22 protein-coding genes are annotated in these 24323 nt (G+C 38.0%); all 22 read right to left on the minus strand.

The genetic code is table 11. From position 1 onward, the window contains the following. Positions 1-25: 25 nt before the first annotated feature. Positions 26-958: a polysaccharide deacetylase family protein gene (locus ABWV45_RS02840; RefSeq protein WP_353348462.1), complete on the minus strand. Its 933-nt coding sequence runs from the start codon at positions 956-958 to the stop codon at positions 26-28. Continuing rightward, positions 948-2411, minus strand: a complete 1464-nt coding sequence (locus tag ABWV45_RS02845) for a heparinase II/III domain-containing protein (protein ID WP_353348464.1) — start codon at positions 2409-2411, stop codon at positions 948-950. The genes ABWV45_RS02840 and ABWV45_RS02845 overlap by 11 nt, the downstream gene beginning before the upstream one ends. A gap of 239 nt (positions 2412-2650) precedes the next feature. After that, on the minus strand, positions 2651-3442 hold the full coding sequence (locus tag ABWV45_RS02850; RefSeq protein WP_353348466.1) for a formyl transferase: 792 nt from the start codon (positions 3440-3442) through the stop codon (positions 2651-2653). Between the two features lie 101 nt (positions 3443-3543). Continuing rightward, the gene (locus ABWV45_RS02855) at positions 3544-5682 is read right to left on the minus strand and encodes a bi-domain-containing oxidoreductase (protein WP_353348468.1); all 2139 of its coding nucleotides are present in this window, start codon (positions 5680-5682) and stop codon (positions 3544-3546) included. Further along, positions 5654-7588 (minus strand): asparagine synthase (glutamine-hydrolyzing), encoded by a 1935-nt coding sequence (asnB, locus tag ABWV45_RS02860; protein WP_353348470.1) that lies wholly within the window; start codon positions 7586-7588, stop codon positions 5654-5656. The genes ABWV45_RS02855 and asnB overlap by 29 nt, the downstream gene beginning before the upstream one ends. Before the next feature lie 140 nt (positions 7589-7728). Next, a complete protein-coding gene (locus tag ABWV45_RS02865) occupies positions 7729-8850 on the minus strand; it encodes a sialidase family protein (RefSeq protein ID WP_353348472.1) in 1122 nt (373 codons plus the stop codon). A gap of 347 nt (positions 8851-9197) precedes the next feature. Then, the gene (locus tag ABWV45_RS02870) at positions 9198-10280 is read right to left on the minus strand and encodes a hypothetical protein (RefSeq protein WP_353348474.1); all 1083 of its coding nucleotides are present in this window, start codon (positions 10278-10280) and stop codon (positions 9198-9200) included. 48 nt (positions 10281-10328) lie between these two features. Then, positions 10329-11711 carry a hypothetical protein gene (locus tag ABWV45_RS02875; RefSeq protein ID WP_353348476.1) on the minus strand — a complete coding sequence of 461 codons (1383 nt, stop codon included), beginning with the start codon at positions 11709-11711 and terminating at the stop codon, positions 10329-10331. An 82-nt stretch (positions 11712-11793) separates the two neighbouring features. Next, positions 11794-12462 (minus strand): hypothetical protein, encoded by a 669-nt coding sequence (locus ABWV45_RS02880; protein WP_353348478.1) that lies wholly within the window; start codon positions 12460-12462, stop codon positions 11794-11796. Between the two features lie 8 nt (positions 12463-12470). Then, positions 12471-13694 carry a hypothetical protein gene (locus ABWV45_RS02885; protein ID WP_353348480.1) on the minus strand — a complete coding sequence of 408 codons (1224 nt, stop codon included), beginning with the start codon at positions 13692-13694 and terminating at the stop codon, positions 12471-12473. Further along, positions 13687-14634 carry a Gfo/Idh/MocA family protein gene (locus tag ABWV45_RS02890; RefSeq protein ID WP_353348482.1) on the minus strand — a complete coding sequence of 316 codons (948 nt, stop codon included), beginning with the start codon at positions 14632-14634 and terminating at the stop codon, positions 13687-13689. Before ABWV45_RS02890 ends, ABWV45_RS02885 begins: the two co-directional genes overlap by 8 nt. An 8-nt stretch (positions 14635-14642) precedes the next feature. After that, the gene (locus ABWV45_RS02895; protein WP_353348484.1) at positions 14643-15626 is read right to left on the minus strand and encodes a Gfo/Idh/MocA family oxidoreductase; all 984 of its coding nucleotides are present in this window, start codon (positions 15624-15626) and stop codon (positions 14643-14645) included. Between the two features lie 12 nt (positions 15627-15638). Next, entirely contained in the window at positions 15639-16400 is a 762-nt protein-coding gene (locus tag ABWV45_RS02900) for an oxidoreductase (RefSeq protein ID WP_353348486.1), read from the minus strand. Beyond that, on the minus strand, positions 16394-17095 hold the full coding sequence (locus ABWV45_RS02905; protein WP_353348488.1) for an acylneuraminate cytidylyltransferase family protein: 702 nt from the start codon (positions 17093-17095) through the stop codon (positions 16394-16396). Before ABWV45_RS02905 ends, ABWV45_RS02900 begins: the two co-directional genes overlap by 7 nt. Beyond that, entirely contained in the window at positions 17092-18075 is a 984-nt protein-coding gene (locus ABWV45_RS02910) for a Gfo/Idh/MocA family protein (protein WP_353348490.1), read from the minus strand. Before ABWV45_RS02910 ends, ABWV45_RS02905 begins: the two co-directional genes overlap by 4 nt. Continuing rightward, positions 18075-19133: a nucleotidyltransferase family protein gene (locus ABWV45_RS02915; protein ID WP_353348492.1), complete on the minus strand. Its 1059-nt coding sequence runs from the start codon at positions 19131-19133 to the stop codon at positions 18075-18077. The genes ABWV45_RS02910 and ABWV45_RS02915 overlap by 1 nt, the downstream gene beginning before the upstream one ends. Beyond that, positions 19123-19788 carry an acetyltransferase gene (locus ABWV45_RS02920; RefSeq protein ID WP_353348494.1) on the minus strand — a complete coding sequence of 222 codons (666 nt, stop codon included), beginning with the start codon at positions 19786-19788 and terminating at the stop codon, positions 19123-19125. Before ABWV45_RS02920 ends, ABWV45_RS02915 begins: the two co-directional genes overlap by 11 nt. Further along, the gene (gene neuB / locus ABWV45_RS02925) at positions 19781-20860 is read right to left on the minus strand and encodes an N-acetylneuraminate synthase (protein ID WP_353348496.1); all 1080 of its coding nucleotides are present in this window, start codon (positions 20858-20860) and stop codon (positions 19781-19783) included. Before neuB ends, ABWV45_RS02920 begins: the two co-directional genes overlap by 8 nt. Beyond that, the gene (locus ABWV45_RS02930; protein WP_353348498.1) at positions 20857-21525 is read right to left on the minus strand and encodes a PIG-L deacetylase family protein; all 669 of its coding nucleotides are present in this window, start codon (positions 21523-21525) and stop codon (positions 20857-20859) included. Before ABWV45_RS02930 ends, neuB begins: the two co-directional genes overlap by 4 nt. Next, a complete protein-coding gene (neuC, locus tag ABWV45_RS02935) occupies positions 21518-22681 on the minus strand; it encodes a UDP-N-acetylglucosamine 2-epimerase (RefSeq protein WP_353348500.1) in 1164 nt (387 codons plus the stop codon). The genes ABWV45_RS02930 and neuC overlap by 8 nt, the downstream gene beginning before the upstream one ends. Further along, a complete protein-coding gene (locus tag ABWV45_RS02940; RefSeq protein WP_353348502.1) occupies positions 22681-23490 on the minus strand; it encodes a GNAT family N-acetyltransferase in 810 nt (269 codons plus the stop codon). Before ABWV45_RS02940 ends, neuC begins: the two co-directional genes overlap by 1 nt. Further along, positions 23480-24322, minus strand: a complete 843-nt coding sequence (locus ABWV45_RS02945) for a 3-hydroxyacyl-CoA dehydrogenase NAD-binding domain-containing protein (protein ID WP_353348504.1) — start codon at positions 24320-24322, stop codon at positions 23480-23482. Before ABWV45_RS02945 ends, ABWV45_RS02940 begins: the two co-directional genes overlap by 11 nt. Position 24323 lies beyond the last annotated feature (1 nt).

Genomic DNA, 24323 nt, shown 5'->3' on the forward strand with positions numbered 1-24323 from the left:
ACTGGTTTTAGCGTACCAGAATACGCTAAACATTTACCTGCTCACAATAAAAACAGGTTTTATATTCTGAACTTTGAAATTCATCCAGCCATTTAATTAGCTCTTTTGCAAAAACTGTATTAAGTTGATAAGTGTGTAAATCAAGTTTTCTAGCTATCTGATTAAACGGCTTTTCCAATAACATATACCGTAGATTTAAGGAAAACTGGTTTTTATGATTTTCGCGAGCCAGTCGATTAGAGAGCATTGAGAAGCTATGAAAATTCACATTAATAAAATCAAGCGCTTTAAAATATGGCTGAACACTTTCTATAGTAAAGAAATCTGGGCTCAAATTTACCACCTCAGTTACACCAGGTTTAATCGACTTAACTTTAACTGAAGTAACATTAACTTCTTTAATACCATCAATTTCTTTAACGACAGGCTTTCTATCACAGTTACCCGTTATCAGGTCAATATCCGGCACGAGCGTTTGATCCAATGTACTGGAATATTTATAGCCAGCTTGTTTCAACACATCATAATATTTTGCATCAGTTTTATAGCCACCTGCTCTAAATCCAGTTACTGACACACCACACTCTGCCATTACATCTTTAGCCCAGGTCAGCATTTGTAGCTGCTGCTGACTTGTGTAGTCATTAAAGTTATCAGATTCGCTTACAAATGACATTGGCAGGTTATGACAATGAAGGTGAGGCTGGATCTCTATATGCTGAAACTGGCTCAGGCTTTTTATTAAAAACTTTACACGACTTAAATATTCATCACGATCTATAGACTTATCTTTAGAGGATAAACTTACAAAAAATGTTCCCTTTAACTTCCGATCTTCTAGTAGCCGTGCAATTTCCATTGCTCCAGCGACAACAGTAATGATCGATTCTGTATTTTTAGATCGTTTGCTGACAACGACTTCAATATCAAAAGACAGGTAAACGGGTTTAGTTTCCATTGATTTTCACCTCTGTTGTCACTGTACCATCATTGAAATTCGAAATCACAACGGTTAGTTTTTTTTCTGCAATGCCAAACTCTGGAAAATATTCTGTAGTTTCAACACTTAGTTGGGCGGTAGTGTTAAGGCAGACTTTCTGCCCATTTTGATTAACCATTGTTACCGTTTTCTTCCCTTGCTCTTCCAGCTTAAAAAGACTGTGAAAGTGAAAATAGACCTTGGCTCCAGCCTTAGCCGAAGCATCAGGTGTTAAAAGGCGATCTACAACAGTTAGCGTGTTTTGTTGCTGACTTACCGAGCGTTGGTGCTTAATTGCTGGCCCAGCGTTAAAATAACTGACTTCTCCAGAGCAATTGAACCCTTCTGTAAGATTAGTACTCACTTCATTTAGCTTAACCCTAGCAGATCGACCTAGCCTGAACGCACCCCAGATTTCAGATTGCTCACGATCACTTACAGAAAGTGTATTGTGGGCTTTCGTTGAACGTGCATAATCCCTGCGCCAACCATCGTTATATTCGTACACTCCAGAATTAGTCAGAATTTTACTTCCTTCAACGAACCACTCTAAACTCCCTGCATCACAATGCACATGACCTGGTTGCGGCCCAAATATCACAGGGGCAAAGTCTACTATAAGATGCTGCGCCTCATCGATTGACCCAACATAACCGTCAACATTAAATACACCTTTATGGGTAGCTTGCTCTCCAAGCATCGATTCTAAAAATTTCTTCAATTGAGTGTATGACACTTCATTTTGATTAACACTATCATTAAAAAAGCTATAATCACCCTCATAGGTTAGACAGGAAAGACTCCTCAAACCTTTAGTAAGAACTTCTTTCAAATTGCTGGATTCTACATTCAAATAGTACACCTCACCCAAGTCCTCCAATACAATACCAGTGTACATTGGGGAAAGCTCTTCATGAATACCGTCTGCAGTTATTTGAGAGCGAATATATTTGTCATATATTTTCTGCGCAGTCTGACTGAACGCTGGTTCATTAAAAAAATCCGCTGTAAACTTAAGTGCTTTATAATTTTTAATTAGGTGGTTACCTAAAATATCCAGTTCTAAATTGTCTGTCATAAAATTGGTTTGAGAAAGCAATGAAATAAGAAACTGCTGCTTAAAGTCCTCATCAAAATCACTAGCAAGAAGTCGATAGATTTTTATCCAGGCGACTATTCGAAGCGATAACGCATATGAATTCCAGTTGTCCTGACCATAGCCTCGCGTCCCAATCGGGTTTTCATTTATCCAGTGCTTAATTGTGTTTACCAGATAGTTTAAATACATAATGTCATTGCTTTCAACATAATAATGGGCGACATCAATTAAAAATTCGTGGTAATGCAGGTTTAATTTCCATAGGCGAGTACCATGATTTAGCTCTACGGCATGCCAGTCTATTTCTGCACCAAACTCTACCGTATGGTTCAAAAATGTAATTTTATTACTAAGGACGTCGCTAAGGCTATGGCGATAATAGTTTCGATAATGCACACAAAGCCCGCTATTAATCTTTAAACACGATAACTTTCGGCATGCTTCATCGTGATATGATTTGGTCACCTTCTCACTGTTTGCTTCTGTTTTCCTTCTTTTAAGTATGTACTTAATTCGATGGATAAACTGTACCAGTGTTAAGCGCCTGATTGTTCTAAAATACAAAAGTAACATTAGTAAAACCGTTCCACTCTTTCAGGCAAATCAACAGATTTCATATTGGTGCTGATTTTAAGTATACCCATCAGTTCTTTAATAAGCGTTCTGTGCTTAGCTAGATATAGATGAGATTTACCCGTTTGGACAACGCCAGCAGGCAATGCTTTTTGGGCTGCAACCGCTTCGACCACTTTCAGCATTTCTGCAGCTGCACCTTTAAAGGTTTTACATGAAGCTTCCAGCTCACCATCACCTGTTTGGAGCTGAGGGTAATATTTAACTAGAATATTCCCACTATCTACCTTTTCTACAATATGATGCAGAGTCGCGCCTGTCATCTCAGGTTCCCCATTATATAAAGGCCAGAAAATAGTATTACCCCCTTTATATTCAGGAGAAATGCCTCCGTGTAAATTTAGTGCGCCATATTTAGCTAATTTAAACACTTCTGGCTTTATAATCGACACACCAAAGGCAACAATAAGGTCTGCGTTATATTTTGAAATATGCTCTATCACCGATGGACTGTTTACGCCTTCTACCTGAATAGAATGCTGAGGTGGAACATCGAAAAATGCTTGCTCTTTTTTATCCCACTGCCTTAGTTTAAGCAGCAGGTGCTTTGTCAGCCTTGAAAGGAACGTTAGTGGTGACTTTCTAAGCATGGTAGTTAGCCTATCTACACCCAAGTGCTTAGGCTCAAGCGCTAGGATTTCAACACTTTTTCCTAGAGATAAAATATGCTGTAGATATTGATGGCGGGGCGAGCTACCTCTCAACACCACCACTTTCAATTCGTTACTCATTTAAAATTTACCACAAACATGTATCAAGTTTTATTCGGAAAAAATAGTAAAAAGAGCCATAAATGGCTCTTAGTTTTCATAAGACTTTGCTTATTTGGAGGCTATTGCTGAGACCTTAGCTGGTTTGCCGCATCAATTGTAGCTTTCGCCACTTCAAAAATTTCTTGAGGACTAATCGGTGCAGTACCGCCCTGTTCTATAGCATCAATAAAGCGTTTGCAACATTCGACCTGCCCTTTATCTTGTCGCCAAAGATTCATTTTATTAAAACCAGGCCAACCATAACCTTTCAGCTTTCTGAAGTTATCCAGCTGTAATGCTCTACCAGCAGCAAATACCTCTACCCTTTCCTTTGGAAAGCTCTGAGGGCCATTAGCAAAGTAGTGAATGGTGCCGTGAGATCCATCAGCAAAACCTAGAGTAATTGATGCTTTATCTTCCGTTATCTGGTGCGCGTCATTGTTTCCCATTCTTATCGCCTGAATTGAGACAATCTCACTATCAGCAAGATACCTCATAAGGTCAATGTAATGGCAAGCCTCTCCAATAATGCGACCTCCTCCAATTTCCAGCTGCTGAATCCAGTTATCAGCAGGTATAGCGCCGGCATTCATCGTTAGAATAAAAGATTTTGGTTCGTTTACAGAGCTTAGAAGGGATTTGATTTTCTGTACGTGTGGAGAGAACCGGCGATTAAACCCAACCATTAATAACTGTTTTCCGCCAGTTTCCGAATACGCTCGCTCCACCTCCTCAATCTCAGCATGAGAAAGCGCCAGAGGTTTTTCAACAAAAACGTGCTTACCTGCTTTTAATGCTTTTGTGACAAAATTAGCATGAGTATTATGTTGAGTTACAATTGCCAGCGCATCTACTTCATTGTTGTTAATCAACGATTCTGTATCAGTAGTGGCATGCAAAAAAGCCGATTTTTTACCATGAATTACGCCGTTTATACCACCAGATGTACTTATGGTATGCAGCTCTGCTCCTGCATTTTTAAACGCCGGAATGAGTATACGTGAAGCATAATTGCCAGCCCCAATAAAACCAAAGCTTGGTTTTTCAGTGGGTGTTAAAGCGTTTTGAGTTGCTACCAGTGGTGTAAAATGATTGTGGCGCTGACTGATATCATGTGAATACTCTAAAAGAATTCCCAGTGCAGACCTCTCATTGGTTAGCACTTCGTAAGCTTTAGGCGCTTCTTCAAATAGAAATTTATGCGTGATCAACAGGTCTACATTGATAGCACCCGAAGACATCATATCCAGCACAGCCTCAAAGTTGCGCTGCTCAGTCCATCGAACAAATGCCAGGGGATAATCAAGACCTTTATCTTCGTAATTTGTATCGTAACGACCTGGACCATATGAACAAGATACTTGAAATGATAGTTCTTTTTCATAGAAGTCAGCGCGATTTAATTCAAGGCCTGTGACGCCTACCATTACAATACGACCACGTTTCCGGCTCATTCGAGCAGCTTGCGTTACAGGATCACTTGACTTGGTTGCCGCTGTAACGAGAACAGCATCTACACCAACTCCACGGCTAAAGGCGTTACCAGCCGCAACTGGGTCTTCACCTGTACAGGGGTTACAAATTTCCGCACCAAACTTTTTTGCCAACTCAAGTTTGCTCTGATCGTAATCAATAGCAAGCACTCGACACCCTTGTGCTCTTAATAATTGGACAGTAAGTAATCCGATAAGGCCTACACCAATTACAACGACACACTCTCCCAAAGTTGGGTTGGCCAGGCGAATCCCCTGCAAACCAATACTTGCAACAACGGCAAATGATGCGGTGCTATCACTAACATTACCAGGGATTTTGGCACATAGATTCTTTGGAACTCGAACTACGTCTGCATGAGGCCCGTTTGATAAAACCCTATCGCCAACAGCAAAATCTTCAACACCAGGCCCTAATGCAGAAACAACCCCTACATTACAATAACCAAGAAGAAGTGGCTGCCTTAACTTAGACTGAACAGCTTCAATCGTAGTTAGAAGCCCATCCGTCTGAATCTTCTCCAGCACCATTTTTACTTTTTCAGGCTGCTGACGAGCCTTATCTAAAAATGAAGCCTTACCAAAATCCACCAACATCCTCTCCGTACCCGCTGAAATAAGAGAAACGGATGTGTCGATCAATAGGCGCCCTCTAGAAACTCGTGGTGCTGGCGCCTCAACGATAGAAGTATCGCCTTTAGCTAAATCTTGAAGAATTTGTTTCAACGTTATTAATTCCTTCGGGGGTTTGACCATCTATAAAAACTCTACACCACGTTTCAATACAGAGCAGTGCAAATATTGAGTAACTAAAATCTTTCTTGCCTGAACGGTCTTGTTCAATAATATCCCACACGCTTTTATAATCAAATATTCCACGTTTTTTCAGGCTATTCTCGGATAGTATTTCATCTACAAGCGGCTTAAGCTCCCCGTTTAGCCATGCTCTCAAGGGGGCTCCAAATCCTGTTTTTGATCTATATATTATTGATTTGGGCAAATACTTTTCTGCAGCTTTCTTAAGAATATACTTTCCAACATTACCTTTCTGTTTGATATTATCTGAGATATTTGCAGCTGAATCTATCACTCTTTCATCAAGAAATGGCACTCTAACCTCAACGCCATTTGCCATACTCATCTTATCGGTATAGTTTAAATTATGATCAACCAAAAAGTAACGCCTTTCAAGGTAAAGCATTTTCTCCAATGGACTCAGTCCAGTCATTTCATTCAATTCGCTTTTAATTTTACTAAGCGGTTCTTTAGCCAGGCCTGATTTCATCGACTCAGTAAACAAACCTCGTACTAATTCAGGGTCAATCCAGAAAAAATAGGATAACAACCTGTCATTTTCTTCAAACGATGCATATTTGAACAGTTTTGCTAGTCTACGTAAATTTGCACTCCTGGTTGGTAACTTTTCAACACCTTTTTGTAGTAGCTTGCGTACAAATACTGGCAGCCAACTCCATAGCTTTTCATTTTTCAGCGCTATGTGCCTACGGTACCCAGTGAATAAATCGTCACCACCTGCACCGGATAACAGTACTTTTATGTTTTCTTCTCGTGCTTTCTTCGTAATCTTAAGAACAGATAATGCAGCGGGGTCAGCCTGGGGTTCATCCAGGTAGTACATCATTACCGCAAGCTCATTAATTATATCTGAGTTAGTCTTGGTAATATGCAGGTCCACATCCAGCTTACTGGCAACTTCTTTAGCAAAAGGCAGATCGTCCATAAATCCATCATTTCCTTCCTCATGCGCATCAATTGTAAAACATTTGAAGGATTCGCCTAACTTCTGCCTGGCAATTGCAGTGATTACACTTGAGTCAACTCCACCCGACAAAAATGCTCCAACAGGAACATCTGACACTAACTGAGACTCAACACTTTCTTCCAGTGCAGCAATAACCTGCTTTGTCAGCTCTTCTTCATTGTCGCTGCCTGCATGAGCATTCGCCGGCCAGCTCCAATATACCTTTTTCTCTACAATTTGGTTATCATGTAACCTAAGCATTGTGGCAGGCTCAAGTTTTTGTACCTGACTTAAAATCGTATCAGGCCCCGGAGACCACAAAAAAACTAGGCTTCGGTAGATTGCATTAGGGTTTAAGGTTTTACCTATTTCAGGAAACTGAAAGAGTGCCTTTATTTCACTTGAAAAATAGACACCCGAATCTTGAGAGGAGTAATAAAGTGGTTTAACGCCATATTTATCACGTGCAATGATCATTTCCTGCGTTTCTTTACTATATATAGCAAGCGCAAAAATACCTTCTAGCCTATTTAACCATTCTGTATCCCCAGAAAGGTATAGGTTTAAAATAACTTCTGCATCACCTTCTGAGTTAAAATGATACCCTTTAGATACCAACTCCTCTCTCAATTGCTTATAGTTATAAATTTCACCATTGAAAACAATACAAGCACGCTTTGTAGCATCCCACAGAGGCTGATTACTATATTCAGATAAATCTATTATACTTAAACGAGTATGCCCTAAATATGCATCGCCTAACATTTCCCAAGATTGGTTATCAGGTCCTCGATGGTTAATAGCATGCAATGCCTGCCCAAAATAGCCCTCCAGGTTATTTTTTGAGAATGCGCCTAAAATCCCGCACATAAATTTGCTACCCCTTTCAACCCAGACATACTTCCAAAAACACACTATTAAAAAATCAACTCAAAGCATCGGATGTAGTAAATAAACACCGAAAGCTTTTATGAATTGCTATTCATATGAGGAGTAACAGGTATTTTAAACTATTTAAGCTTTAAAAGCTTTATCGCATCTAACTGCAGACCATCTTCACGAATACGATCCAATTGCTGGAATACTATGTAAAATTCATCACTATTAACAGTGACCTGAAAATTACTAAAAAAATCCTCTGTACTGTAGAGCAAGTTGATTTCCTGCTCTATCTCCATATTTTCATTTAGTTTTGCTAAATCCAATGAATTTCTTGGTCCCTGACTGAGACTAAAGATATTATTGTAAATCAAATAGACGCGACCATATTCATCTTTAATTAACTTACTAATAGATGAAGGCGAGGTAATACTTGTCGGAGTAAAATCAGACCATGTCGAACCTCCATCAAACGACTCTGAATAGTATATATATCCCGTTCCAAACGATCTGGCGAAGCACCATAATCTATTGGGCGAAATCTCAACAACGCTTGGCTCAGCCAATTTAACACCTGTACTATTAGGTATTTCTATCTTACTAACAACTCCTTCCCTATTTTTCACATAAATAAAAATTTCAATTTTATTCTTGGAGCTAAAATCTCTATTATACTCATAAGCAGGGAGTATTTGAGTGCCATCAGAGGTAACAATATTCACCATCGGTGACCCATAGAATACCTGCCACTCAATTTCACCAATCTTTTCAAGCTGCAAACTATTCTTATTAAGATAGATTTTTCGGTAAAACACATGATCATTACTTGAATCGCCAAAAAACTCACCTAAAGTAGCATCATATTGATCAAATACCTGCAGATCAATTTCAACAACCTGCAATACCAATTGATCACCTTGAGTCCAAACTTTATTAGGGAACAACCTCCATCCAGGCTTACTGAAAACTGGCAATCCTTTCGTTGAGAAACTTAAACCATCATCACTAGATTCCGCACAGTAAATTGCATTTTGACCCAACTCTATATTACCCTGCTCCCAACAGATAACAATATAATCGCCTTCTACAAATAAAGTTGGGGATATCTTTCTTGCAAAATCTTTGTCGGTTACTGAAACCTCTCCAATGAATATTTCACCAGCTAATTCTTCAGCTCGCTCAAGTTCACCTAATTGCGTGCATGCGACGAGAAGCAACATCCAAAGGAGTAGTAAGCCTTTTAATAAGTTCAATTCTTTACCTCAAAAATATAGTTATAAATAAATAACCCACGCAAAAGTAAAAGACTCGCTTCGTTTACACAACCTTCTCCTCACTATCGAGCTTAGAAATAACTTGCCACCATAAAATAATAAAACCCATACTATAAGGGTATACAAAAATTAGCTTCTTATACAAAATCTAGCCAAAACCACGACTAGTTAAATTAAGCCACTCACAAACAGGTATTAAAACCAACAAACCGAATTCAAAAGTGAATTCAGCTCACCATTATCTACACATCTGGTGAAGACCATTTTAGCTGCACCTAAGTTCGCAACACCATTTGACAATAACTCTCCGGTATAATATTTCATAGCTATCCATTAAGCTTCAATCTATTTATTACTTCCTCATACTCCTTCAGAGGTGACACAACCATACCATTAGAAGCATACTCATATCCCAAGAATGACTCCCCACATATAACTACATCAGCTAAAGGGACCCCCTTGGGCTCTTCAAAGAAAACCAAATTTTTAAGTTTAATTTGTGGATACTTATAAAGTGGATGCCTTTTGTAGATCAACAACACATCATCAGAAACAAGACTTGACAATTTTTTTAAAACTTCCTGCTCTTCATCGATTGTTTGCCCTGAAGAGATAAGCAAAATACTACGCCCTTTGGTTAATTCAACAAAGTCCAACTGAGACTTGAACACCTTGGTATTGGCGATGGCAGAGAAATATCGTTCAAACTGCGGCTTAAATTTTTGGTCCATTATATATAAGTTACTTAGCGTCCCGCATATATTCGGCAATTTATAATACTGATTCAAAAAACCATGCTGCACAATTGATAGCTCCAACCCATTTAGCAAACGCTGCTGACTGGCAACATAGACCCACCTGTCATAGTGATTTGTCATAATTAGCTTAGCGTTACTACCTCCTAATTTCATAAGGGATTTATAAAAGCATATCAGCGTGTAAGCATCTACCGAGTTAACAAGCATGACTCCTCTAGACAGCTTTCTTGGAAAGAGCAGACATGAAACAAGGAATGCTATCGTCAAAAAGTAAGCTTTAACTTTTTCCACCAATGAAAGTGTTTGGTCAACTGATAAGCTAGCTGTCGACCTGGAAGTACTCATATGCATATCGACATCTTTCAAGGCACCTTCAATTAACAAGTGAGATTTACCATGATCATTAGAATGAAATGCAAACACCTGATTCTTATTTACATTATGTTTTTTTCCAGGTATAGATCGAATGAATAACAGCGTGTTAATTAGAAGCGAATGTACGAATCCAAAGTATTTGAATGTTGATATTCCAAGCCTTAAAACAGCACCTTTAACACCAGAATACTGATAAGTCTTAAAGGGTCTATATATTATTCCCTTGCCATCGGGGCGTTTATTTTCAGGTATCAATTGCAAAGATTGAATATCCATATATGCCTCATTCTCGTAGGCATTTGCTATTACCTCAAAAAGCTTCATCTATATACACCGCCGCTTCAGCACAAAAAGCAACATTAAGGCAAGAAACAGATACATGGGGAGATAAACCCATAACTGCCACTCCAGCATAGACCCTCTAAATGAACCAAAAAACCTGAAAAATTCGTAAGTATAAAGAAATAGTAGTGGGATATACTTCCGCTCACACGCCAAGAAATACACAACACTAATATAAAATGAATAAATAAAGATCGGGGCTACCATCAAAACCGTCCCGCCATAATTCAAATAGATCTCACTCTCTATTGGCCATTGTTGAGTCGCTGAAAAATCGTACCATTGTTTTGGAAAATAAACGGATGTCAGCCAGTTACTCATTGCGGCAAATTCAAATCCATTATCAATATCAAGAAAATCCAATATTTTCTTGAATGTCCATTGTATAGTAGTAAAGTAGTCAGGACTAAAATCCTTAATTAACATATCATGGAGAATATAAGAATTAAAGTAGCTTGGCAAATATCCTACAAACATAGAGAAGTCTGAATAATAACCGTCACTACGAATGTAATTCCCAATGAAAAACAAAGCAATAAAGGTTACGAATAGCCATAAACCTTTCCTAAAGCTCAATTCTATTTTCAATAAAAATGGAATAAAGAAAATAATCAACAAAACGATCAATCGACTTTTCAAGCCAAAGAGGAATGCAACAGGTATCATAACCCAAATAAATATTATCAAGAAAAACACCAATCTACTTACTCCTCGTTTTTTAGACACAAAAACCAAGCCAAGGACAAATACTACAAAATTAGAATAAACTGATAGCAATAGCGATATATGACCCACATCTTTCCGGCCTAACAGATACACCTTTTTATAGTCATATATCCAACTACTTAAACCCCCAGTTTTATAGAGATAAACATATATCAGTGAATATAAAAAAAGTAAAAGCACTAATAAAAAAGTGGTTTCGTATTTAAAGCGCTTCTTAAAATATTGATCACACTCACCCACATTGCGCGCACTAATCGGAAAAGCTTTCTTTAGAAACCAAGTAATTGAGCCTATAAAGAGGAAATATAAAGAGAACGTCAATAAATAATGACCATGTGTTTGTGAGCCAACCCCTCCCCATAACGCATTGTCATTTAGAAAGTAATCAATCGTTGAAGGCAGTACAACATATAGAAAGTAAAAGCCAAAAACCACATTATTTGGGTGAAAAAACTGCTTTGGTCTGAAAACCAAGTAGGTCAAAGTCATAAAGGCAATTGTAAGGAACTGAATTGGAAACCCAAGCAAAAAAGCAACTATAAGAAACAAGCATGCAACAATATACCCGACGCCATTTATAAGCAGGTCGTCTCTATTTAGCCCTATAACACCACCTTGATATATAGCCTTACTATTCACAAGTCTACCTTACCTAATAACAAGTTTTTACAATCAAAGCTTGGAATCACTACAACTTCATTGAGAAGTAAAAAAACACTCTTTAAACTGTAAATATAGTTCTAAGTCTATTTAACACATATTCAGAAACTGTATTATGCCCATTTGAGTTCAAGTGGTGATTGTCACTTTGGTATATTTCGTTCTCATCACAATTCAGATAACAAGCTTCTTCAAAATCACTGCCAAATACTTTTTTTAATTTTGAGTTATATAAATCAATGGACAGACCTACTTTAGGGTTTTTCTCTTTCCAAGGACTACTCGCTGGAGCTATTGGTACAACCAAAAATTTTGAATTTGAAAATAATTGTTTAAAGGCAACTAAATTCTCTTCGAATTCCTGAACTGCCACATACCGAATATTTCTGTACTCAACCAGCGTTCGATAATTACGCCTTACAAATTTATGAATTAGGCCTGACAGTAATTTTGGCAGCCTCAGAATAACTGATAGCTCCGTTTTTTTAATTGCTCTTGGATAACAATCAACAATACCAACCTGCAAAATCACAACATCAATTTCTTTATATGCACTTAAGTAGCTGTCTGCATCAACTTTTAATTGATTAGTATCCAGCCCCGGCTTTATGAATATTCTAAACTTACAATCAGAGCCAATGCGGTCCATAACGCTGTAGACCCAACTCTCTTCATCAGTAATCTTTTCTGGGTGAACTCTTGGTGAACCAAGAGAGTCAGTAACAAACAAAACTTTCCTCAAAACTTACCCTTAACCAACAAAAATTTAAAAAGAAACAGCAGTAACATTAGAGAAACAGCTACAAACGTAGGAATATAAATCAATTCAACGCTAGGAAATAAAAAACTGGCGCCAATCATCAATAGCAGTAAAAAAGAAAAGTACAACATAACAATTAAGCGCTCTTTGTGATTTGCTATAAGATAGTTTCCAAAAAAACCGATAATAAGCAGCAAAGATTTCAAGGCCGTCATTGAGGCTAACACGACAATCCCTGATGTAGAATATCGTTCTATTAGATATAGTACTGGCAAAGAGAAAACTATAAAAAGCAATGCAAGAACTGTAATAACTTTTGATGCACGAGAGACGCTGTCCAATAATTTGCCCCTACCCTCATCAAGCGAGTAGCTTTTTAGCAAGTCCGGCGTGAAATAAAAAATTATCGTTGAAACTCCCAGAAAAAAAATATTAGTCCATACATCAAAGAACTGAAACTGGGCTAATATTTTATCATCCTTTAAATCAATTGTATTAAGCCACAAGCGATCAAAAGTAACAAAGCCAGTTACACCTAGCATCGCCAGAAAAATATAACCTGATGATTTAATTAAACCCGGCGCCATCAATAACAATTGCGTATTTGTTACAGGCACCTTAATTTCTTTCTTATATTTATAAAACCCAAAAAATAATGCGGGCAACATAACTATATATAATGAGAAGCACCATGACGCAAAAAATGCGGTTTCTATGTCTTTAAAGTTAGCACAGAGAAAGAAAGACACACAAAACATAAAAACCCATGCCGCTTTCACAACATTAAGCCAACGATCATTTTTACTGATTCTAAAAATAGTATAAGCCCCTGTCTTAAGTTGATTTGCAGATGCAACAAGTAACCCGTAACACCACCAAAGATCAGAAACGATAAAGGAGCTTATAAACATTACTGCAGCCAGTAAAACTGAAAACAGTATTTCGAAGGCCAATAGCCGAGCGCGCTTTTGTTCATCACCTTCAATTGCAGTATCCCTCAGAACACCATTATGTATTCCGAGGGCCAGGTACATACCGTAAGATATTATTAAGAACGTAACAGAAGAGCTTGCAAGCACATGTTCAGATGCAGAGTATGTATAATAAAGACTAATTAATGCAACAACCGCAAATTCAAAGTATGTGATTACGGCAAATAGCGCAGCTCCGGGGCCAAGCTTATTTAACAAACGGCTAAACACTAGAGTATCCGGCCATCTCAGCATAAAACTTACTGTTTACAACATGTTCATGTATATTGCACAAATTAGCATTATCACCTGCAATAAATGCTTCAACCTGACTCTTTAATCCAGGCTTGAACGCTTTATCGAATTCATCATCTATTTCAATAAAGTCAACTTGAACCGATCCAAGTTCCTGTACTTGAAGCTTTTCAAGCGGCCTGAAAATAAACCTTCTTTTACTTGTTAAAACCTCAACACTCCAACGACCCGGCGCCCCCCAATGGCCATGATAACTGAACAGAGCCCCTTTTTCAGACTCACCGGCACCTGCAAAAACATATGATCGGCTATGCCAGTCACGGCCTCCTTTTGAAAAAACTGACAGTTCTTTAGGTGCGCCACCTAAGTAGAAGGCCATATCCACAACGTGAGAGGTGTTACCAAGAAACCAGTTTTGCTTAACTGCACTTAACTTTTCAAGAGGTTCAATGACATGCCCCCATTCAGTAATTTCAAAGTTAAACGATTCCACACCGCCGTCTTCCTCTATCAATTCTATTGCTTTTAATACACTTGCGTAAAACCTGCGATTATAAGCAACATAAATTTTGCAACCAGCCTTTGATGCATTCTCAGCAAGCGATTCTATTTCTTTTAAATCCAAGCCTGCTGGTTTTTCAACTAATATTTTTTGGACCCCTGCTGCCATCAATTGATCACAACAGGTTTTTAGCTGTTCAACACCTGTCGCAATAATGGCACTATCACCTTGCGAAAACCTAGTCTCTTGTATAAATTTTTCAATACCACCAGTCACAGGTTCTATAGATGTTTTTTCCTGAAATGCAGCCGCTGACTTCACCCCTCTTCCTACAACAACAAAATTAAGCTCTTTATCTTGCAGTACATGTATGTAATCAATAGCCATTTGGCCCGTGCCAATTAAAAAAATCATTGTACAACCTATGTGATTGGGCACTTAGATAGTGCAGAATCTGAATGCTTATTAAAGAATTCAAGCATTGCATTTAAAAATGGAGAGTGAAGTTGAAGTGATTCATTAAACGGCGTTAAATTGCAATCGCCTTTTTTTAATAGCATCTCAACAACCTCGCTTGACATTTCACTTTGAAACCTTACTTTGAAGTCTATTACCTCTACTTGATTTCCATCTAAATCAAGTATTTTAAATTGCTGTTCTGCTTCATTAAGCTCCATTATAGCTTCATCTGTTTCAATAGTTATAACCAGAGGAATAGCAGATCCACCCTCTTGCAGTAAATCGCAAGTTAAGCTAAATGTAAAATTTTCTATCCCACCTGAAATAGTGCCATAAACTTCAGAATACCCTGGCCGCTTACTAGGAAAAATTTTCTCATCTAATTCAGCTAAGTCAATCCTGTAATCGCTCTGGGCAACCAAAAACGCCCACAGATCTATAAAATGAATTGAATTACAAGCTAAACCCCATTCAGCCCCCTCAACCCTAAACTTTAATTGGTGACTTCCTTCCACACGTGTTTTTAGTGATTGATAGACCGAAAACATTCGTCTTGGGCAGTTAACCCAAGTAGGTATATTATTTTCTTTTAATAGTTGCTGAGCTAGATACAACTCTTCGGTATTCTGAAAAAGTACTTTTTCAAGAACCAAGAACCGAAATTCGAACCACTTAGTGATTTCTTTAATAACGGTAAAACGGTGTGCCGCATTTGTAGCAACAATGCACACATCAATCTTATAGGGTATTCCTTCATACCCTGACTGATAAATAACATCTACGGGGCTTTCTACAGAAGATACCTGCGAATATCTGCTTTTCGCCACTTCCAAAGCATCTTGAGAAGGATCAACAACAAATATATTATTTTGTTTATCCAGAGAGGCCAAAGACTGGAGATGCCTGCTGCCCAACTGCCCAGCACCAACTATTAAAATATTTGCCACGTTAATATCCTGCTAAAGTGTAAAACCATCATCAACAATGATCTGCTGTCCTGTTACATACTTCGATAAATCTGAAAGCAAATAGATAACAGAACCATTAATATCACCAGGGTCTAGCATCCCAGTGCCATGGGTTTTATTTCTGTATGCTTCTAGAAATGGTTCTGGCTGTGCATCGTATAACCCACCCGGACATACTGAGTTGACTCTAAAACGACTATTTTTAACGTAGTTAACTACATATCGAGTCAGATGCTGCTGCGCTGCTTTTATTGCAGCGTACTCAACTGGCATCGTCATGTTCGTTTCATCATAGATTGAGAAATCTGGTGCGACCATACCATAAATTGATGATATATTGACTACCGATATAGGGCTTTGATGCTTCCTAAAATAAGCAACACATCTCTTTAACAAAAGAAAGGTACTGCCAATATTCAGCGAAGTATTTTGATTAAAGCTTTCCAAGCTAACTTCTTCAAAACGGGAGCCGTATTGCTTATTTCTTGGGTACATGCTGTTAACAACACCATCAAGACCTGAAAGGCCTTCAAAAAAAGCTTGAACTTTTGGTTCATCATTCATATCCAAGGCGATACTCTGAATATTGCTATTTTTTACATCTATTGATTGTTCTGACAGTTTTTTAAGCACTACTTCCGGGTTAATATCAATCGCAACAACTTCAGCATTTTGCTCAAGAAGCGCTTTACATAACTTTGAACCAAGAAGTCCACCAGCACCAGCAACCAGTATTTTTTTCCCGGCTAACATTGAGCCCCCACATTTATCTTTAAAATTGACTCAGCCAGCATAAAATCATAGATATCGTCAATATCAACCGCTCTTTCCTTAGGGACCTCTACCGCACCGACTCGCCCATCAAAAATACCATTATTTTTTAACACAAACTCCGGCGTTGTTGCATATGCCACAGTTGTTATATCAAAACATTCAGGTGCATCTTGGCGACGAATTACAGTCTCTTCGGGCTTAATCACAAGTTCGAACATTCCATTTTCTTTCTTTTTAACCATATTGAAAAAAGGGCTACGAGTAGCTTTCTCAATTGTGATAGCTATATCAATCTCATTGCCAACCACTTCTTTTATAATATCACTTACATCTCCTATCGACCGAAGGGGAGCTGTAGGCGGTAGACTGACGAAATACTCGAACGTCCCCCTATTTTCATTAACCCACGTTATTGCATGTCTCCAAGCTAGCCATTCTGAACTGGTATCACCAGCTAATTCGCTAGGGCGTTCAATGATAGTTGCACCCGCGTCCTTTGCAATATTAGCAATTTCAGCATCATCCGTTGAAACAAAAATTTCATTTATTTCAGAAGTCGCCTTAGCACTTTCAATTGAATATACGATCAGAGGTTTTCCATTAAGTTTTTTTACATTTTTTCTGGGCAACCCTTTAGAGCCTCCCCGTGCAAAAATAAAAGCATTTACAATCATTTTTTATCTATCCAAGTTGCTCTTTGCTTAATAGTATTAATCAATTCAAGCGTTTTTACGGCTTCGCTTAACGTTGTCCCTGATACCTTTTTTTTACCAGCCTCATTCATGAAATCTTGAACCATATTACAGTACATTAGATTTTTGTCCCAATCAGGTTCATTAAAAAGAACCTGAATTCCATCGCTATCCCTCAGTTCTATAGAATTCGCAATTAAATCCCAGTCTAGACGCCCCTTTTCTCCTATAAATGAACACACTCTATGTGGTTCGCGCTGTAAAAAATCTAAATGAAGACTACAGGCAACATCTTGACTTGTTCTTAAAATCAAATCAGCTACAACCTCAACACTAGTATTAAGTGCTGGCGAAGTTTGGAGAATTCCAGACTCAAAACTTAGATCCCCTAATAGCCATTGTATATAATCAAATTCATGGCTGAGCTCCAACAAAACACCACCACCCAATTCCTCTCTTGCAGAAACCGATACCCTATAATCAATTTGAGGGCGCCAGTCAGGGAGGTACTGACCAACATTTGCAATGCAACTATGAACTGTACCCAAAACATTCTCATCTATTAGCTGCTTAATTTTTATCGCTGACGATAAATAACGAAGACAATAACCCACTATAACGCTTACTCCAGCATTATTTACCAACTCCTGTAGCTCCAGAGCATCTTCAACTTTACTTGTAATCGGCTTCTCAATAATTAGAGGTATATTCTTCATTAGCAGTTTTTTGACATGCTCTAGGTGAAATGGAGCTGGTGAGGCTACAATAACCATATTAGGGGAAGCTTGTATTAAATCATCAAAAGAATCACAAATGATATCAGCATCTATAACAACCTCCTGGGGAACTCTCCCACTAGACGATATGGCAAACACTTTACTCCTAGGGTAAAGTTTTTTTAAATTTGAACGATGGCGCTTAGCAATACTACCCAAACCAATAACTGCAAAACAATACTCCATTACACTAGCCCCATAGATTTTATTTCAATCTGAGCTCGTTCAAAATCCTGCTTCTGTCCAATATCCAACCAATATTCATGCACTGGATATTTATGCACAAGGCTCCCTTTTTCAATCTCACTCTCTAATAACGCTGGCATGTCTATTTTCGTACCAGATTGAACCTGTGTAAAAACTTGAGGGTCTAGCACATAAACACCCGCATTAATATAAAAGCGCTGTATAGGCTTTTCCACCATACTTTCAACTTTTTCACCGGCCCCCTCAATTACTCCATATGGAACTTGATATTCATATTCACGAACACACATCGTTGCACTAGCGCCACCAAGCTCATGAAACTCGAGTAGCTTTGAGTAATTAATTCCGGTCAAAACATCCCCATTAATCATAAGCAAAGGCAGTTTAGGTGTATTTTCCGGCAGAAGGCCTAGCGCTCCACCTGTTCCTAAAGGCTTATCTTCATATACATATTCGATACTGACGCCTAATTTAGAGCCATCACCGAAATGATCAGAGATTACATGAGGAAGGTAATGGGTTGATAAGTAAAATTTGCTAAATCCATACTTTTTAAATTGTAAAATGATCGTTTCCAGCATAGGCCTACCGCCAACATCCAACATTGGTTTAGGGCAATTGTCCGTAAGTGGCCGGAGGCGTTTTCCAAATCCCCCTGCCATTATAAATACAGGGTTATTGTACTGAGTCCTTGCCATGAGGGCGCTATGCAAGGTTTCGAGCCCAACTAATTTTTTCTGTTCGACCAAAGGGATAAAAAGAATATCAAGCTCATTCATTATCTCGATAAGTTTGCCTTTAGCTGTTCCAAAGGCAGCTGTAACCGGAGTAGACATCATAACAGCTTGAACCTCATCATTGAGCCCAACGCCCTTTAATAGGCCTCTACGAATATCCCCATCAGTTACAGTGCCAAGAAGATCATTATTACTATCTACAACTAAGGCAACGCGTAAAGCTCCAGAATCAATAATAATCAATGCATCTTTGACTTTTGCATCAGGTGGAACAGTTACCTTTTCCCAATTATTTATCATACTCAACCAACTTAGATTTATTTGGACCTGCTGTATAAACCAATGTATTTCTAGCAACATTCTTTAATATCGTAGAGCCTGCCCCAACCACACATCCTTGGGCAAGCCTTATTCTCTGTATAATCGTTGCACCTGCTCCAACATAAACATTATCTTGTAGTTGAACCTGCCCACACAATGTTGCTCTCGGCGCTATATGATTATAAGCACCTATCCGACAATCATGTTCAATCACAGCTCCCGTATTAACAATTGAATGAGGTCCGATCACAACTCCTGGCTGAACAATGGCGCCAGGAAAAATCTGCGTACCAACTCCTACATCAGCGTATTTAGAAACCACAGCCTCATTTGAAATCACTGTTTCAAATTCATAACCTAGCGCTATATAAGTTTCATTAACTTGTTGTTTCAATTTAGAACGTGGCATCATGCCAATGCCATTGACTAATTTAACTCTTGTCGAGTCAAATTGCTTGATTTCCTCATCAGAAGACAATTTCGTAATTCCTGAAAATACAGCCCGATTAGAAATATCCCCAAGAGAAATAACAGCAATTATCTCACGTTGCTGTTTAAGTAAAATATCAGCAAGAACAGCCGAATGCCCCCCACCACCAATCATGACAATGGGTAACAGGTCTGAATTACTCACTGATCAAATCCCCAGCCTTATAACCTTTTGTGGCTTTGACAGATTTCATCTCCCAATATTTATAAGGAGATACTCCTTGGCCCGGCCGCTTAACAACCAAGTTCTCTGAAGTGAAATACTCACCAACCTTAATCGCTTTTGAAGCTACTAAGCTTTTTCTCGCAACCGCCTTGTTCTTAACTTCCGATATAGTAGGTGCTTTTACAGCACTACCCAACGCAACTTCAACTTGTCGTATCGCCTTAACCATCGCTGCCAATTCCGTGGGATCAAGTGATGCCTTATGATCAGGCCCCTCCATATTTTTATCAAGCGTAAAGTGTTTCTCAATTAACAAAGCACCTCTAGCAACCGCCGCGATGGGGATAGCAATACCTTCACTATGATCCGAATAACCAGCGGGTAATTCAAAAGCACGGCCTAATGTATCCATTGCTCTTAAATTAATTTCTTCTGCAGGTGCAGGGTATTCGGTAGTACAATGTAAAATTGTTATCTTATCCTTTAAAGCTTGCTGACCTGCGTCCGAAGCATAAGCCTTCTGAAATTCTAAAATTGAAGGCATAGTTGCTGCAGAAGCAGTATAGCCAAAGGCGATAACCCCTAACGCCATCTCAATTTCGCTCAGTGTTGCCATACCCGTAGATACAATTAATTCACAGCCAGTACGTGCATGTTCTAATACCAAGGGTGCATTTGTAAGTTCACCTGATGGAATTTTTAGCTTGTTTAACCCTAATTCATTTACCAAGAAATCAAGGCTTTCAGAATCAAATGCAGTAGACAAAAATTCAATACCTAAAGATGCGCAATAATCAACTAATTTGTGATGGGTTTCATAGGAAAGCTCCAATCGCTCCAACATTTCTAGCTGAGTTTCTTTTTTTTGTGTATTTTTAACTTGGTAATCCGCCTGCCCTGCTTCTGCTGTTACTAAGTTCTTCGCTTTGAAAGTCTGAAATTTTACAATATCAGCACCCGCTTTGTGAGCTTCATCAATCAACTTAAAGGCGAGCCCCTCATCACCATTATGATTAACACCTGCTTCTGCAATTATTAATGTATTACTCATACAATCTCTCTCAATATCATGAATGCTTCTGCTGCATTACAACCTGCAGTGCTACCCCTTAAGGTTGCAAGAGCTTCAATACTTTCAACACTTCTAGGGAAAGGGTGGTTACCCATCTCACCCTCATAGAGGTTCATGATTTGAATTTTTCTACTCTTAAAGCCTGTAATATTAATGAATAAATTCGGCCTAAATCCCCCATCCTCGGGGCGCAACCCAAATTCTGTCTCAGATAAAGTTTCATACGCTCTAATTGATGAGATAAAAGGATACCTAAATGACTTGGTACATGAGGCAACCGCATCAAATACAGCTGCATGGTCAGAATGTGCATCTGACCTATATGGAAGGTAAATAATATTTGGCTTAATTGCTTTTATTACTTTTGAAACAGCTGCCACTAATTCCCCTTTGGGATACCTATCTAACGACATAGAATCAAACCCTGCAATCTCTACACCAGAAAATTGATATTCGATTGAGACCTTATCAATTTCTAATTTCCTAGATTGTACTTTTTGACTACTAAAGCCAATAGACTCTGAAATTTCAGTCATTATAAGCCAGTAAACTTCGTCACCTTCATTGATATGCCTTAGAATAGTCCCTCCACAACCTAATGTTTCATCATCTGGATGCGGAGCTACAACAAGTACCTTATTCATTTATCTGCACTTCCAATTTTAGTGGATCTTCAGATTTATATAGATTCCTCTGGAAATCTAGGGTTTTAATTAGCTCATAGGCTTTATCAACCGATTGGCCATCACCGTAAGGATTTACTGTAAGTTTTAAATTCCTCCGAAACTCATCACTGTTCACCTCCGCAATCGCTGCTCTTATTTCTTTGATACTTGCATTTACAAATATGACATTATCAGCACTTAACCTACTGCTTTGGCGCTTTCCAATATTAATACTCGCTACCGGAATACTGGGCGACTCTAATATACCTGCTGAAGAATTTCCAATTATAAGACTGCAAGCTTTAAACAGTCTAATAAATTTTTCTCTTGGTAAGTTGCCGTAAAAACTGACATCATCGTGAATACTCAACTCTTCTAGCTTATTTCTAATTTCTACATTACCATGATCTGAATTTGGTTTGCCTATAAACACATGATAACCATAGTTTATTAATTCATTTACAGTTTGTTCAATTATTTTTGACCCTATAACTCTCTCTTCTTCAACAGGATGAAATATTAAAATCGCCCCTGGTTTCGAAACATCTCTGGCTGATACTTCTGATAAAATTTTTGTGTCTATTGGTACTTCAATAAATTTATCTAAAGCAATCGATCCAATATTGAAAATCCTATCCTCAGACTCCCCTATTGATATTAATCTTTTTTTATGAAGCTCAGCACTAACGAAGTGATATGTTGATAACTTTGAAGCAGCATGCCGAACAGGGTTATCAATATGACCATCCTCTGCATGATCACCGCCGAATAAATGAATAGTTGGGATATTTAAATATCCTCCAATCATCCCAGCAACAAGTACCTCTTCTCTATCACCTGCATACAAAATCAAATCTGGTTCAAGATATTTCACTAAATCGATTGACGATTGCATTAAAATAGAGGCACTTTTAATTCTTGACGTGTCATTATCACCATCTATCAGGGATTCGATCTGAATAAAATTAAAACCATCTGCCTCAATGTCCTGAGCTGTATAACCAAATGATTGTGAATTATGTGCTCCTCCTACAATCAATGTTAAGTCAATACCATTATCATCATTTAATTTTGTAAATAAGGATGACATCAAGTCATAGTCTGATCTAATAGAGGTGAATGCTATTATATTCATTAAAATACATCCGACATTGCCATTTCAACCATAAAACTTGGAACATTCTCCATATTGAATGCTCGAAAACCAAATTGATAATTAAAAACCACTTCAAAATCATTACCAAATTTAGGCAATATAAGGTTCACGTTCTTATTCTTCACTGTACTTTCAAAGTATTCTAATTTTTCCACGTACATTAAATCACACCCATGTTGCCCATCCTTTAAACCTAAATTTTGATTTATCCCCCAGGACTGATTCGGTTTATTCATTCTCCACTGTCTAATCGATTTATCAGATAAATCTAATTTAAAGGAATCTTTTTCAATTTCTCTCAATAAAATTTCTTTTGCCGGTAATATTTGAGCATCATTAAGCCTTACTACAGAATATTCTTCTAAAATAGTCCAGCCCAATCTTTTACGAAATCCTGGTGAAGAATTTGCATTCGGAAAACCTACTACTACCGAAGGACTGCCTATTCGTTCAATCCTTTCATAAACTCTTTCTGCAAGTATTTGAAAAAGCTTAAACTTTCTAAATTCAGGTGCAACCATTGTCGTCATAGATAAATACCCATCTAAGTTACAATTTGATTTTACCAATTTAATTGGAATAACAGCATAGTGACCTACAACCTTTTTATTCTTTAATGCCAAAGAAACTTTAGGATTGCCCAAAGGATTTTCCAAATATGCCCAATCCCATAGGTCTTTATCCAACTCATTATCAAACGACAAATAAAATAACTCAGAAATTTCAGGCCAATACTTCGATAATTCGTCTGCTGAATCAATATCTAAGATTTCTATATTATTTAGCATAACTGTAAAATCCTTTATTAACTTTCCGCCCTAAAAAACCAGCTCTAACATATCGCCTCAACAAGGGATGCGCACGATACTTGGGATCCCCAGTTTCTTCATGGAGTGACTCCATAATTGATAAGCAAACATCATTACCAATTAAATCAGCTAACGAAAGAGGTCCTAAAGGGTGATTTGCTCCTAGCTTCATCGCCTTGTCAATGTCTTCTTTTTTAGCAACACCTTCAGCTAAAATTGATATTGCTTCATTAATCATGGGAATTAGCATTCTATTAACAATGAAGCCTGGGGATTCATTTACCAGAACAGGGGCTTTATCCAAACTTATAGAAAGATTTAGTATTTGGTCTATGACATCTTGTGATGTGTTAAGCCCCTTAACAATCTCGACAAGATTCATCATAGAAACAGGATTAAAAAAATGCATCCCTATAAAGTTTTCTGGATACTTAAAACTCATAGATAGTGCAGTAATTGAGAGAGATGATGTATTCGAAGAAAAAATCGAGCCACTTTTCGCAACTTTATTGACGCATGAAATCACTTCGGACTTTACTGCATAATCTTCAGAAACAGCTTCAATAAATAAATCCACATCTCTTAATTCTAATAAGCTATCTGTGAATACCAGCTTCGATATAATACTGTCATAATCAACTTCCTTCTTTCTACTAAGTCTTTTAATATCACCATTAACTTTGTCAGCTACGACTTCTATATTTTCTTTATTTCTAATCCAAATATACAGTTTTTCTATATCTGGGTTAATCGAGCACAAGGAAAAAATCCCTCTAGCCATAACCCCACCACCTAATATACCTACAATCATA

This window comes from Oceaniserpentilla sp. 4NH20-0058, from assembly GCF_040371755.1.
Taxonomy (GTDB): Bacteria; Pseudomonadota; Gammaproteobacteria; order Pseudomonadales; family Oceanobacteraceae; genus Bermanella.

What these genes read in the sequence shown, in the direction of transcription:
- neuB (WP_353348496.1), bottom strand. Translation starts at nt 20,860, where the DNA reads ATGAGTAATACATTAATAATTGCAGAAGCAGGTGTTAATCATAATGGT.
- ABWV45_RS02905 (WP_353348488.1), bottom strand. Translation starts at nt 17,095, where the DNA reads ATGATTGTAAATGCTTTTATTTTTGCACGGGGAGGCTCTAAAGGGTTG.
- ABWV45_RS02870 (WP_353348474.1), bottom strand. Translation starts at nt 10,280, where the DNA reads ATGGATATTCAATCTTTGCAATTGATACCTGAAAATAAACGCCCCGAT.
- neuC (WP_353348500.1), bottom strand. Translation starts at nt 22,681, where the DNA reads ATGAATATAATAGCATTCACCTCTATTAGATCAGACTATGACTTGATG.
- ABWV45_RS02945 (WP_353348504.1), bottom strand. Translation starts at nt 24,322, where the DNA reads ATGATTGTAGGTATATTAGGTGGTGGGGTTATGGCTAGAGGGATTTTT.
- ABWV45_RS02840 (WP_353348462.1), bottom strand. Translation starts at nt 958, where the DNA reads ATGGAAACTAAACCCGTTTACCTGTCTTTTGATATTGAAGTCGTTGTC.
- asnB (WP_353348470.1), bottom strand. Translation starts at nt 7,588, where the DNA reads ATGTGCGGGATTTTAGGCGCATTCTCAAAAAATAACCTGGAGGGCTAT.
- ABWV45_RS02910 (WP_353348490.1), bottom strand. Translation starts at nt 18,075, where the DNA reads ATGGAGTATTGTTTTGCAGTTATTGGTTTGGGTAGTATTGCTAAGCGC.
- ABWV45_RS02940 (WP_353348502.1), bottom strand. Translation starts at nt 23,490, where the DNA reads ATGCTAAATAATATAGAAATCTTAGATATTGATTCAGCAGACGAATTA.
- ABWV45_RS02900 (WP_353348486.1), bottom strand. Translation starts at nt 16,400, where the DNA reads ATGTTAGCCGGGAAAAAAATACTGGTTGCTGGTGCTGGTGGACTTCTT.
- ABWV45_RS02890 (WP_353348482.1), bottom strand. Translation starts at nt 14,634, where the DNA reads ATGATTTTTTTAATTGGCACGGGCCAAATGGCTATTGATTACATACAT.
- ABWV45_RS02915 (WP_353348492.1), bottom strand. Translation starts at nt 19,133, where the DNA reads ATGATAAATAATTGGGAAAAGGTAACTGTTCCACCTGATGCAAAAGTC.
- ABWV45_RS02850 (WP_353348466.1), bottom strand. Translation starts at nt 3,442, where the DNA reads ATGAGTAACGAATTGAAAGTGGTGGTGTTGAGAGGTAGCTCGCCCCGC.
- ABWV45_RS02930 (WP_353348498.1), bottom strand. Translation starts at nt 21,525, where the DNA reads ATGAATAAGGTACTTGTTGTAGCTCCGCATCCAGATGATGAAACATTA.